Source organism: Prochlorococcus sp. MIT 1201 (assembly GCF_047303415.1).
Classification (GTDB): Bacteria; Cyanobacteriota; Cyanobacteriia; order PCC-6307; family Cyanobiaceae; genus Prochlorococcus; species Prochlorococcus marinus_D.
In genome coordinates this window covers 2,480,505-2,493,182 of record NZ_CP138947.1, presented here as the reverse complement: position 1 = coordinate 2,493,182, position 12,678 = coordinate 2,480,505, and the positions used below count along the sequence as shown (strand labels likewise).

At 46.6% G+C, this 12,678-nt stretch carries 10 protein-coding genes; 9 read left to right on the top strand and 1 reads right to left on the bottom strand.

The window, feature by feature from the left end:
* Nucleotides 1–337: 337 nt before the first annotated feature.
* The 5 genes from SIB41_RS12030 (at nucleotide 338) to SIB41_RS12010 (ending at nucleotide 6,679) form a co-directional block, all read left to right on the top strand.
* The gene (locus tag SIB41_RS12030) at nucleotides 338–529 is read left to right on the top strand and encodes a hypothetical protein (RefSeq protein ID WP_413359247.1); all 192 of its coding nucleotides are present in this window, start codon (nucleotides 338–340) and stop codon (nucleotides 527–529) included.
* Nucleotides 530–839: 310 nt separating this feature from the next.
* A complete protein-coding gene (locus tag SIB41_RS12025; protein WP_413359245.1) occupies nucleotides 840–3,713 on the top strand; it encodes a glycosyltransferase in 2,874 nt (957 codons plus the stop codon).
* 38 nt (nucleotides 3,714–3,751) lie between these two features.
* Nucleotides 3,752–4,711, top strand: coding sequence for a glycosyltransferase (locus SIB41_RS12020; RefSeq protein ID WP_413359243.1), 960 nt, complete (start codon nucleotides 3,752–3,754; stop codon nucleotides 4,709–4,711).
* A 4-nt stretch (nucleotides 4,712–4,715) separates the two neighbouring features.
* Entirely contained in the window at nucleotides 4,716–5,804 is a 1,089-nt protein-coding gene (locus tag SIB41_RS12015) for a glycosyltransferase family 4 protein (protein ID WP_413359241.1), read from the top strand.
* Complete coding sequence (locus SIB41_RS12010) at nucleotides 5,801–6,679, top strand: glycosyltransferase family 2 protein (protein ID WP_063419348.1); 879 nt, start codon at nucleotides 5,801–5,803, stop codon at nucleotides 6,677–6,679. Before SIB41_RS12015 ends, SIB41_RS12010 begins: the two co-directional genes overlap by 4 nt.
* Here SIB41_RS12010 and SIB41_RS12005 read toward each other — a convergent pair.
* Complete coding sequence (locus SIB41_RS12005; RefSeq protein WP_063419347.1) at nucleotides 6,634–7,800, bottom strand: glycosyltransferase family 4 protein; 1,167 nt, start codon at nucleotides 7,798–7,800, stop codon at nucleotides 6,634–6,636. The genes SIB41_RS12010 and SIB41_RS12005 overlap by 46 nt on opposite strands.
* 88 nt (nucleotides 7,801–7,888) lie before the next feature.
* Here SIB41_RS12005 and gmd point away from each other — a divergent pair, with 88 nt between their 5' ends.
* The 4 genes from gmd to SIB41_RS11985 are packed head-to-tail and all read left to right on the top strand — an operon-like array spanning nucleotide 7,889 to nucleotide 12,655.
* The gene (gene gmd, locus SIB41_RS12000) at nucleotides 7,889–9,028 is read left to right on the top strand and encodes a GDP-mannose 4,6-dehydratase (RefSeq protein ID WP_413359238.1); all 1,140 of its coding nucleotides are present in this window, start codon (nucleotides 7,889–7,891) and stop codon (nucleotides 9,026–9,028) included.
* The gene (locus SIB41_RS11995) at nucleotides 9,025–10,035 is read left to right on the top strand and encodes a GDP-L-fucose synthase family protein (protein WP_413359236.1); all 1,011 of its coding nucleotides are present in this window, start codon (nucleotides 9,025–9,027) and stop codon (nucleotides 10,033–10,035) included. Before gmd ends, SIB41_RS11995 begins: the two co-directional genes overlap by 4 nt.
* Complete coding sequence (locus tag SIB41_RS11990) at nucleotides 10,032–11,471, top strand: hypothetical protein (RefSeq protein WP_413359234.1); 1,440 nt, start codon at nucleotides 10,032–10,034, stop codon at nucleotides 11,469–11,471. Before SIB41_RS11995 ends, SIB41_RS11990 begins: the two co-directional genes overlap by 4 nt.
* Nucleotides 11,468–12,655, top strand: coding sequence for a glycosyltransferase (locus SIB41_RS11985; RefSeq protein WP_413359232.1), 1,188 nt, complete (start codon nucleotides 11,468–11,470; stop codon nucleotides 12,653–12,655). The genes SIB41_RS11990 and SIB41_RS11985 overlap by 4 nt, the downstream gene beginning before the upstream one ends.
* The last annotated feature ends 23 nt before the right edge of the window (nucleotides 12,656–12,678 follow it).

The window sequence follows — 12,678 nt, the reverse complement described above, 5'->3', positions numbered from 1 at the left end:
AATTCTCGAACTGCAAAAACTGGAAATGGATACTCTCCTCTTAATTGTAGGCGAGCCCAAAGGAGTAAGTTATGGCGCTCCAGGTGGACACGGGAAATGGAAAGATCTATTTCTCAAGAAGATAGAAGGGAAATACAATCTTGAAGGGGTTATTTTTAAAGACAAGGTTCCATAGGATCAATTCCTGCCGATTCTCCAACTCTCGCAAGCTCACGTCTATCTAACCTTATCCCTTCGTTCTTAGCTGGAGCCATCTGAAAGCAATGAGCTGCGATAGCGCTGTTGTCGATTTAGCAACAGCATCCGTTCAAGAAGTGATCGAACATGGGAAAATTGTTTGCTTGTTGACTTCTTCGATCCCAAGGAGCTGGCTGCAGCAATCTCAGAGCTTCTCCTTGATCTGGAAAAGGCGAAAAAGATTGACAAAGCTGCTCGGCAAAGTATCTTAAGTCGTTTTGAACTGAATAAGCGCCTACAACAACAGCTATCTCTTATCAACCTAGTAGCGGCTGGAACCTTGAGCAACTAATAGAACTCCCACTAGCAAAATGTGTGGAGGCTTTTTTCAAGAAGCCCAGCGACTAGGAACCACCTTAACGCTGACAAGCAAAGATAATCAACGCGCTAAATTTAGGCACTACGTTCTAGTGCTACCTTATAGCCTTGAAGGACGTCCTGGAATATGTTCTAGCAAGCGAATCAACACCCTCTAATCAGACACAATCCAACACTCTTTTGCCTCATAAAATGATGCATGTTATCCAACACTGAGAAAGGCAACTTCAGGATTCCCCTTCTCTAGAAGGCCCCACCAAAAAGCTCTATCAGCAAATCAGTCCATGAATGCAAGTAGCCATCGAGATGCCCCGCTAATTCTTGTAGTCGGCATGCACCGCAGCGGCACATCGTTGCTCGGTTCCATCCTGCAAAGATTAGGGATTGCGATGCCTGGTGAGCTGATCAGCGGCGATCAGCACAATCCCACGGGTTATTACGAGCGTTCAGATATCACCGCACTCCAAGAAGAACTGCTGATCGCCTTAGGCCATTGGTGGCCATCAGCATCAGGAGTCTTTGCACTACCTAGCGATTGGCTTGATCTTCCCGTCAGCCAAAAAGCAAGTCGGCAATTGCACCAATGGTTGAAGAAGGATCTCAATCACCAAAATCATGCCTGGGCAATCAAAGACCCACGAACATCTCTGCTTTTACCCCTATGGCAACAGGTCGCCGCAGACTTAAATATTCCCCTCAGGATCGTACTGAGTGTGCGCGACCCCGCGGAGGTGATGGTGTCTCTTCTGCAACGGGACAGCACCACTGCAGGAATGACAGCCTGGCGATCGCAGCAACTTTGGTGGCATCACAACCGTCAGCTTCTTATTGACGCTGCTAAAGCAGACCTACCAGTACTAACGATCAATTACAGCGATTGGTTTGTAGCCCACAAGGCACATCGCCAACTAGAGACCTTAACTAGATTCTGTGCAGAGGAACATCCCTCAGCCCAAGCTGTCAGCTTGGCCGCAGCTTGCATCAAGACTGAGCACCGCCGCAGCCGCAGCCATCGACGACATCTACCCATGGCCATCCACCCTGACGTGGCCAGCTTTTATCGGCGTCTCACCCGGCTAAGCCCAAAACAACCCTCAAAACATCAAAAACTCCTGAGCTGGCTAACGAAGCCTGGGAAGAGCCTGCCTCAGCAACACCAACCAGGTGCCTGGTTCGATGTTGACCACTACCGCAAACAAGTGCCAGGGCTGCCGCAATGGATCAACCCCTTTCATCACTATTGCCTGATCGGCTGGCGACGTCAGCGCTCACCACACCCTCTGTTTGAAGCCAACCATTACCGGCATACCTGCCATCAGCAAGGCATTGCAGTCAAAGGAGCACCGCTTATCCACTTCTTAAAAGTGGGTCTTGAACAAGGGCTCCCGCCCTCATCTTTGGCTGATAGCAAATGGAGTCTGAGCCATCCACATCGCCGCCAACTTTTACAAGCGGCACGACTCGAAGGCTTACACCCATGGGGTTGCGCTGCCCTGGCATTGCACGAATACAAGCTCTCTGGTGCCATGCCTCAACTGCGGCACTGGCAAAAGCATGGCTTAACCAGTGGCGAACTCACGCGGATCTGGACCATGCCAGCAAGCCTGCTTAGTACAGCAAAAGCCCTGCTCACACCAACAACAGCAATACAAAGCCTTGCTGAATTGCATGTGATTGGTTGCAATCCCAACAGTTGGCAAACCCATGCTTGGCTGGCACATTTGCCTCTCCCAACCCCCTTCAAGCTCGCCAATAATCTGCATAACCATCTGGCCGCACCACCGCTTGGCCTGGTCCTCGGGTCCATTCCAACCGGCAGCATGAGCATCAATCTGCAAGCATTGGCTCAGCTGAGCTGCGTTTGGAACAATCTGCCGACGAACGAAGATCTGCTCTGGCGCCTCGGCGTCAACAGCCAACTGATCAACACAGAAAAATTAGGTCAACATTGGCTGCAACAAGACGATGATGCTCGCCAAGTCAACCTGCAACTTGGTCTGCCGTCAGCAAAAAGCCTAGCTAAACCTGGAACTATTCTCTGCCTAGGTAACGGCGGTGCTGCTTGGCAGCAAGCGCCAAATCCATTGATCTGGTGGCTACCAGGCTTTGATCAGTTAACGATAGAAAGTGAAGAACAGGCACGCATACTCGCGGCCTGGCTCAACGATTGCCAACAACAAGGCCTGCAACTTGTAAGGATTGATCCCAGCCCTAAGGAACGTGTTGTCGAAGGTTGGCGAGCAATCGGCAACACACAACTCTTCCAATCGCCTCTCTCTCCTGGCGAACTCTTAGAGGAACTTACATGGCGTAAACAAGGTGCACCAAAGCCCTGCCAACTGACAACCTACGCACCATCTTTTAGCTCTCTATATGGTCAAGAAAGCACTTGCGAAGCAAAAGCAGCCGTATGCGTGAGTCTTTACAACTATGAAAAAACTATTATCCGAGCGCTCGAAAGTGTGCTTCAACAAAGCCTCAAGGAGATTGAGCTAATTGTCGTAGACGACCACTCATCTGACCAAGGTCCGAACAAAGTTAAACAATGGCTAGAACAGCACGCTAATCGATTCGTACGAACGCAACTTGTTCGTCACCATCAAAATGCTGGCCTCGCCGCCGCACGCAACTCCGCTTTTAATCTGGCTCGAGCAAATTGGTGCTTTGTCCTTGATGCAGATAATTCACTACAAGCCAGTGCCGTGGAAGCCTGCCTCAATGTGGCAACAGCCGCTAGCGCTGAGATTGCCGTCGTTCATCCGCTTGTGATGCGGCGCGAAAACAATGATGATGGGACAACACACACAGAATTATTAGCTGGAGGTCTCAGCTGGCAAAAGTCAATGTTCCTTGAGCGCAACATCGTGGATGCCATGGCGCTGGTGCGAAGAGTCGCCTGGAACAAGGTCGGCGGCTACACCCACATCCCAGGAGGATGGGAGGATTACGACTTCTGGTGCAAGCTGATCGAAGCAGGCTATGGAGGTGTGATCTGCCCCCAACAATTAGCGGTCTACTACAGCCATTCCAATTCAATGCTGTCGAAACACACCCATCAGCAGCTAAGAGCTATCAGCCGACAACTACAAGAACGTCACCCATGGCTTCAATTAGCCCTGGCGCGTGGATTGAATGAAGCAACGGATCATACGCCATGAACATCTCCTGCTTAGTAATCTCCAAAACCCCCAGTTTTATGAGCAAGATGTTGCTCAATCTTCAAGCTGCAAGGCAATTCTGGGAAGCTGGTGACGAAATTCTCTGCTCGTGGAATGGAAGCAGCGAGGCGGAGAAAAGTATTGAAATTCCAAAGGGAATTAACTTCCAAATATCACAACGTCGCGCCTATCATTTTGCCAGCAACATCAATCAACTAGCCCAAAAAGCTACAGGGGAACTTCTACTTCTCATCAATGACGATTTAATCCTCGACCCAGGATCTCTTGATAGAGCCCAACAGTGCCTGGAACACAATCAAGACGTCGGCCTGGTTGGAGGAGTGCTACGCACTTCTGCTAACCAACTCTGCCATGCCGGGATCCTCTTCGATCACCGCGGCTATCCCTACAACCGTCTCCATCCCGAGCTCGGCAAGCAGATAAACCTCCAGGAACCAGAGCTGCAAGCATCAGGACGTATCCCTGCTGTAACGGGAGCCTTGATGCTGATGCGCAAGGCCGACTTCCTAGCCGTTGGCATGCGCGAATCCTTCCGTGCATGCGGAGAAGACGTTGCACTTTGCCTAGACATACGAGAACAGCTAGGTAAAGCGGTCTACTTAGCTAGCGATGTCACCGGCATTCACGACGAAAAATCAACCCGTGGGGAGACCTTCGATAGTCCAGACTTAGAAGCTGTGACTAAATTAGCCGCCAGCAAAATCAAAGCTGATTCAATACTACAAATTGAACTAGGGCAATGGTGCAATCGCGAATCAGCTGCCCTCTCAAGAATCGCCATGCAACAGCTAAATGAGCTCAACCAACTGCACATCGACATAAAGCAACTCAAGTCAATGCATAAAGAAAAATGCGATGAACTGATAGCCATTAATCAGAATCTGGAACTTCAGCTAAAAATGATTTGCAGCAGCAATTCATGGCGGCTAACAAGACCTCTACGTAGACTAATTCGTCTTCTTAGAGGTGAGCACTAAGCTCATGAGTCACCTACATACAGTGTGGGTCGACCTACTGCCGTTACGACCAGGAGGGAGTAACGGTGGAGCGAAGCCGTTTGTATTGAAACTACTAAAGGGCTTAGCAAATCAACAACCGCATACTGAATTCATCGCGACCTGCAGCCCAAATAGCCTGACAGAATTGCAGCCTTTAATATCAAATAACCTACGGGTCATTACCAGGAAGCGATGGTCCACCAACCGGCCCCGTCATGCTCAACTTCTCTTCTGCCCTTTTGGGGCTACTACTTTCAAGCAAGGGAGCCTTCCAATCGTCTCAATATTCTATGACCTGCAATGTCTAAAATACCCGATGTTCTTCCAGCCAATAGATCGTAAGCAACGACTTCATAATTTCCATCAACAGCGTCTTGAAAACAACCATGTCGCTGCTATCTCAGAATATGCCAAGCAGGAAGCCATTAAAAATGGCATGAAACCAGAGCAAATAATAGCCATTCCTATTCGTCTAGCTAAAACCAAGCAATTTCAGCTTGAGAAAAAAATAGAGCAAGAAGGTCGCAATCCTTTTTTACTTTATCCCGCTAATCTTTGGCCACATAAGAACCACGAACTACTGCTAACTGCATGGGCAATGGCTCGCCAACAAGGCCTGTCTAAAAGACTAAATCTGATCTGCACTGGAGAAGGAGGAGGACGTCGTAAATGGCTAGAGGAACTAACCAGAGAGCTCCAACTTGAAGACTGCGTAAGCTTCACAGGCTTCGTTAGCGAACAAGAACTAAATGAATTTTACATGCAAACCATAGGAGTGATCTTTCCTTCTTTATATGAAGGATTTGGCATGCCAATCGTTGAAGCCATGCAACGGGGCATACCCCTTGCTTGCTCTAACAACACAGCTTGCCAAGAAATTAGTGGAGGCGCCTCATTCCTCTTCGACCCTCGCTGCCCACAGCAACTGGCAGAAGCACTGATCAAACTAAGTAGCAACAAACAACTGCGCGAGAATCAACGGCAACTCGGCCTGAAAAGGAGTGAGCGCTACCAAGACCTAGACATCATGGTCAACGACTACTGGAAACTATTTCAAGAGGCACTTCGATGAACGAATTGCCGACGATTTCAGTGATCACACCATCATTCAATCAAGGGCAATTCCTTGGTCGCACCCTGGCAAGTGTTCGCACTCAATCCGTAGCGGCACTCGAGCACATCGTGTTTGACGGAGGCAGTCAAGACGACAGTGTGAGCATCCTTCAGTCATGCGGAGAAACTGTCCAGTGGGTATCGCAATCGGATGACGGCCAAGGCGATGCGGTGAACAAAGGCCTACACAAGGCACGAGGAGAAATCATCGGTTGGCTGAATTCCGACGACCTCTACTATCCAACAACTCTCGAAATAGTCTCTAGGTTCTTCCAATCTCATCCTCATGTTGATGTGATTTATGGCCAAGCCGATCACATCAACATCAACGACCAAGCTTTTGAGGCCTACCCAACACAGGATTGGAATCCAGAATGCCTGAGACAAATCTGTTTTCTTTGTCAGCCTGCAGTGTTCTTCAGGAAGCGTGTCGTCGATCAAATCGGGCTACTAGATCCGAGCCTTCGTTATTGCATGGATTACAACTACTGGCTGAGGCTGAGTGATGCTGGATACCATTTCCACCACATCAAGGAAAAATTGGCTGGATCTAGACTATATCCAGAGAATAAAACACTTGGCAATCGCGTTGCTGTACATAAAGAAATTGCGGAAATGTTTATTCAATTAGATGGCAATGTCCCCATTCGCTGGGTAATGGCTTATGCGACACACTATGTCGAACAGAATCACAATCGTGAGCTAAGTCCTGGCCATTTTGCACTACATCGTCTTCTCAAGGCTTTAAGGCAACAGTTGACCTGGAATCATAGGCCGGGGGTGATTGATTACTTCCGAATGAAGCGACTTTTGGCTTCACAAGCCTCAAGATAAAGATCAAGGAGCTGATCTGTACTTCTCTGCCAACTGAATTCATGAGCCCGTTCTAATCCTCGACGATGCAAAGTTTGAAGCTGATTTGGTTGACCCAACAATCCCTCAAGAGTATCAACCCATGCCTTCTGATCAGTTGGATTCAGGACCACACCTGCATCAGCAACAATTTCGGGCATAGACGTGGTGTTCGAGCAAACGACGGGTGCTCCAAATCCCATGCCCTCCAATACAGGCAAACCAAAGCCCTCGTAAAGGCTCGGGTAAAGATTGATGCTGCAATGGCTATACAACCAAGCCAACTCAGAATCATGCACATAGCCCAGGTTGATAACATCATCTGCCCAATTTGATTCACGAATCGACTGTTCAAAATCTGCCATCAGCCAACCCTTTCCTCCCGCAAACACCAAAGGCAACTGCACCTGCCCACGAGCGCGCAGCAGCGAATAAATCCTCAACAAGAATAACTGATTTTTTCGGGGTTCAATCGTGCCTGTACAGAGCAAGAAAGGTCGGCCTGTAAGAAAGAAAGGGTGACGAGGTCGACGTTTTGAACAAGCACGACTGCTAGCACTGAAGCGCGAGGCAGGGTGAATAACTCTGATGCGATCTGGCTCTACATGGGGGAAATGCCTGAGGAACGCGAGGCGAGAAGAACGGGAAATCGCCGCAATTTTAGTGGCGTAGAGACTTGCTCGTAAAACACCTGTAAAACAGCCAACTCGATTGCGCTCATGATGCCACTCCGGATGCTCAGCGAAGCTGAGGTCATACAAGGTATAAATCAGAGGTTGCTGCAAAGACCATGGAGGACACCAGAAGTTATTGGCATGAATAAGATCACAATCGGCCAGTGCCGCCGAAACTAGTTGCTTGGCATTCCAGAACTGAGATGCAGAGCGCAAACGCAAAAAGCGTGGGCCATAGTCTGGCCAATGCCACCACTGGGGCCTAGCCAATGACATCAGAGGATTATGGTAGAAATCACCAAAACTCGTCAGCAGCCGGTAGCTGTGGCTTGAATCCCTTTGCAGTAGCTGCTCAATCAAGGCCTGGGCATAGAAGCCGCAACCTGCTTTACGGGGACCTAGCTGGCTGACATCAAACCCAACTTTCATCAGCCTTTAGCCCTCAAATCCTTGCCTGAAAGCATTGTGGAGCTTGGCTGATGGGACGGTAAAGTCTGCAAATCGGATAGAGAGAAAGTTGAAGCAAGCTTTGATCACAGGAATCACTGGCCAAGACGGCTCATACCTAGCGGAGCTTTTGCTCGATAAAGGATATTGCGTTCACGGCATCAAAAGGCGCTCAAGCAGTTTCAATACCGACAGAATTGATCATCTTTACCAGGACCCTCACGAAATAGATCCAAGGCTTATTTTACATTATGGAGATCTCACTGATAGCACCAATATCATCAGGATTATTCAACAAGTCAAGCCCGATGAGATCTATAATTTAGGCGCACAAAGCCATGTAGCCGTGAGCTTTGAAGCTCCTGAGTATACAGCCAATAGCGATGCTCTTGGAACCCTGAGAATACTCGAAGCAGTAAGGATTTTGGGGCTAACCAACTCTACTCGCATCTATCAAGCCAGCACCAGCGAGTTATATGGACTTGTACAAGAAACACCCCAAAAAGAAACGACACCTTTTTACCCTCGCTCCCCCTATGGAGTTGCCAAGCTCTATGCCTACTGGATTACAGTCAACTATCGGGAAGCTTATGGAATGTATGCCTGTAATGGCATTCTTTTCAACCATGAAAGTCCACGTCGTGGTGAGACATTCGTAACCCGCAAGATCACTCGAGGCTTAGCACGCATCAACGCCGGCCTCGATGAATGCTTATTTATGGGTAATCTTGACTCGCTACGTGATTGGGGCCACGCTCGTGATTACGTTGAAATGCAATGGCTGATGCTTCAACAACAAGCTCCAGAAGACTTTGTCATTGCAACAGGTCGACAAGAAAGTGTTCGACGATTTCTAGAACTCACTGCATCAGAGCTTGGCTGGGAAGGATTGACCTGGGAAGGTAAAGGCGTGAATGAGATCGGCCGCAGATCCGATACAGGGGCTGTAGTTGTTCAAATTGATCCTCGTTATTTCAGGCCGACTGAAGTAGAAACACTGCTCGGAGATCCAAGCAATGCGAAAAACAGACTTGGCTGGGTTCCAACAACAACTCTTGAAAAACTAGTTGCAGAAATGGTTACAGCAGACAAACAAGAGGCAGCAAAAGAAGCAACCTTACGCAGAGAGGGATTTAATGTTGTTGGTTCAATGGAGAATCCACCTACCAATCCCGAAGCAATTAAGACACTTAAGGCCAAAGATCAATGATCACTAATCCAGACAATAAAGCAAGCAACAAGCTAATCGCAAGCGAAGACAAAATTTTTGTCGCAGGTCATCGTGGCATGGCCGGTAGTGCTATATGCAGAGCGCTGATTAAAAGTGGTTATCAAAATCTTATTACAGTCAGCAGAAAAGATCTAGACCTTAGAGATGCACAGGCAGTGTCATATTGGTTCGTACAGCATTGCCCTGATGTTGTGGTTCTTGCAGCGGCCAAAGTTGGAGGAATTTTCGCGAACAAGAATTATCCAGCTGATTTTCTTCTAGACAACATTAAAATTCAGAATAATGTGATTGAGCAAGCCTTCCAAAAAGGCTGTAAGCGCCTGCTTTTTTTAGGAAGTAGCTGCATCTATCCAAAGTTTGCTGAACAACCCATTCAAGAAGAAGCACTACTGACGGGCAGCCTTGAGCCGACGAATGAATGGTATGCGATTGCCAAGATTGCTGGCATCCAATTATGTAGAGCACTTAAGACTCAGCATGACTTTGATGCACTTTCACTTATGCCAACTAATCTTTATGGGCCAGGTGATAATTATCACCCTCAAAACAGCCATGTCTTACCCGCAATGATCAAGCGGTTTTCAGATGCAAAGCAACAAAATGAGCAGCTAGTTACATGCTGGGGGTCTGGAAGACCACGTCGCGAGTTCCTTCACGTCAACGACCTGGCAAAAGCATGCGTCATGGCATTAGAAGAATGGAAGCCAACGAATGAAACACCAAACCACTTGAATGTAGGGACTGGCATGGATATTGAGATTAAAGAGTTGGCGAGACTTATCTCATCATCGGTGGGCTTTAAAGGAACTATCGAATGGGACACAAGCAAGCCTGATGGAACCCCAAGAAAACTACTAGATGTAAGCCGAATACAAGCGCTGGGGTGGAAGCCTGGCATCAAGCTTGGCGATGGTATCAATGCAACGGTTGAAGACTTTCAGAGTACTTTGAGCAATAAGAAAGCTCGCATGGGAGAGTTGCAATGACTAAGGGATGGATCAAAAGACTACTAAAAATAGCAAAGCTAAAAATTGGGCAAAAAGCGAATATTTGGCTTGCTAAGCAACTCATTTCAAAGGCCGAACAGAAAGATCAGCGCATAGCAAATGTATGCCAAGACGTGCTTACCAGCCAAGGCTACCGAGCACAAGCCTTCAAGATTTGCATGATCAACGAAGGGCAGTGCATGCGTGGATTAAGCGAACAAGGAAGACCTAGCCAAGCGTGGGGAGGAATCACGATGCCGATCGCTCGTTTGTTGGCCTATCAAAAATGGTTCAAAATTAAAAAGACCATTAAACCGGCCCTTCTATTTATTGAAAAAACTAAAAAAAAGGTTAGCCATCTCTATTTAAACCCAACAAAAGAGAATAAAGCTACACAAGCTAACATCCTTTCAGATGCAGGCCTTTTCCACGGGCTAAGTTATAGGTATTTAAATGTCTTGTCGAAATCAGAGAAGGTAGACAGCAATTATTATTCCGACTTATCAAGACAGGCCTCACGATATCTCAAGTTACTTAAAGATATAGACATGCAGTCGGCAGCAAGAGATTGGCAGCCAAAGCAAAGCTCAAATAGAAAGATAGGGATCCTAATCTCTTGCTTCAACCCAGAGCCCTATATTCAAGGTTTCCTAGAAAACATACAGCAAATTTCTATCCGTGAGCGTGTTATACCAGTCTTCATTAATGCAGGCATGAGTCGCGAATGTCGCAACTTGATCACCGCTGAAACTAAAAATGCAGGATTTGCTGATTCAATATTTATCGATAAGCCTGGCTGTAAAATTTACGAGGCCTGGAATCTAGGCATTGAAGCCCTATCAAATAGGGTTGATTTCCTCACAAATTTCAATGTTGATGATCGTCGTCATCCACTATGCATAGAGGTCCAATCTAGCTATTTAGAAACATTTAGCGACAAGCAGGTTGCAATCACTGATTACCTCTATTTCTCAAATCCAAACCAATCATTAGAGAAAATAGTGAGCCATAGTCATCAATACCGCACCAACATTCCTGTAGTCAACAAGAGAACACTCGTCGATAGAAACTTCCCGCATAGCAGCCCTATGTGGCGTTATTCGCTACATGGAGAAGCATCATGTCAAATGTTTGATTCCAGCTACACCTCAGCTGGTGATGCAGATTTTTGGTACCGCGTCAGTCGAGAGAATAAGAATGCCTTTGGCGTCATATCTATTCCATTGAGCTTTTACTACAACAACCCCAATGGTTTATCCACTCGTCCTCAGACGATCGGATTGCAGGAGCATCAACGAAGTACAATCAATCACTATGAGCTTCTTTGTGAACAAATGATCAAAGAGGTTAGTCCTGAGTTTGCAGAAAAGTTTTTTCACAGAATAGATCCAGAGCACCTGCACATCTATGCAGCTGCGGCGGCCATGAACTCATGAGCAAGACCATTGTGATAGATGGTGTGTTTTTCCAGATCAATCAATGGTCTGGCATTGCTAAATACTGGAAAATACTTCTTCAGCAATTAGATGAACATTTAACTACTTTATTAGATACTCAGAAACCAATTATTTATGTTCTAGCAAGAGGTGATTCTGACTGGCTCCGCAATCAAGACTTTAAAAATATAAAAATCATACCCTATCAATTTTTTGAGCCAATAGCTGCCCTCTCAGATTATACTGAGACTGGAGAACTTTGCAAGAAACTAGATGCAACTTGCTTTATCAGCAGCTACTATACTCTAGCCTATGGCGTAAAAAATATTGGCTTTGCGTACGATTTCATCCCAGAACACCTGGGGGCAATGAATAGTATTGGATGGAAATTAAAAGAGCTATATATGTCATCAATCAATGAATGCTTCACCATTTCAGAATCTACAAGTCGAGATGCAAGTATTTTCTATCCAAATATTTGTAAGCGTTCAGAAACAATCATTTACCCACCAATGGTAAAAGAAGAATTTGGAGCTGCAACACAGCAAGATCAAAGAATTCTACGCAAAAAACTTAATTTAAAGTATCCTTATCTTGTCATACCTGGGCACCGTGGTGGGTACAAAAATGTACAGCTGTTAAATCATGCTCTCATTGAGAAAGGTCCAGAAACAGCCAAACTCTGCCTTGGTGTAATTGTAACCTCAGGAGAAGAGCTCAGCAATTATGATTGCCAACTTTACGACGCACATTTTACATTTGGCATTAGGCGATTCCATCTAGATCATGAAGATATGAGGCCTCTCCTTAGCGGAGCAGAGCTATTATTCTATCCATCTACTCTTGAGGGCTTTGGCTACCCAATTGTAGAAGCACTAGCAGCCCAGTGCCCAGTAATTACAACAGGCTCTACATCGATTCCTGAAATAACTAAACATGCCAGTCCAGGCGAGTTTAAGATAATTAGTGGATACAATCCCGCAGAGGCGCTTAATACTATTGTTAAAATGATGCATGCAAGGCCAAAAGTATCTCTAAAAACTGTTCAATCACTCAAGCAGGCTTTCTGCACTTCTGCAGGCTCTAAGCTGTTAACAATGATAGAGCAATTATCTCCACAAGTCTCTGTCCCTAGCGATAGCTATCTCTCGCCATGCCTATCACTCGATGGACTAATAGCATAATCACATAGCTTTTCCTAAAGCTG

Bases quoted from the DNA above. Each gene is read 5' to 3' on its own strand.
- SIB41_RS12005 (WP_063419347.1), bottom strand. From the start codon at position 7,800: ATGAAAGTTGGGTTTGATGTCAGCCAGCTAGGTCCCCGTAAAGCAGGT.
- SIB41_RS11990 (WP_413359234.1), top strand. From the start codon at position 10,032: ATGACTAAGGGATGGATCAAAAGACTACTAAAAATAGCAAAGCTAAAA.
- SIB41_RS12025 (WP_413359245.1), top strand. From the start codon at position 840: ATGAATGCAAGTAGCCATCGAGATGCCCCGCTAATTCTTGTAGTCGGC.
- SIB41_RS12020 (WP_413359243.1), top strand. From the start codon at position 3,752: ATGAGCAAGATGTTGCTCAATCTTCAAGCTGCAAGGCAATTCTGGGAA.
- SIB41_RS12015 (WP_413359241.1), top strand. From the start codon at position 4,716: ATGAGTCACCTACATACAGTGTGGGTCGACCTACTGCCGTTACGACCA.
- SIB41_RS12010 (WP_063419348.1), top strand. From the start codon at position 5,801: ATGAACGAATTGCCGACGATTTCAGTGATCACACCATCATTCAATCAA.
- SIB41_RS11985 (WP_413359232.1), top strand. From the start codon at position 11,468: ATGAGCAAGACCATTGTGATAGATGGTGTGTTTTTCCAGATCAATCAA.
- SIB41_RS11995 (WP_413359236.1), top strand. From the start codon at position 9,025: ATGATCACTAATCCAGACAATAAAGCAAGCAACAAGCTAATCGCAAGC.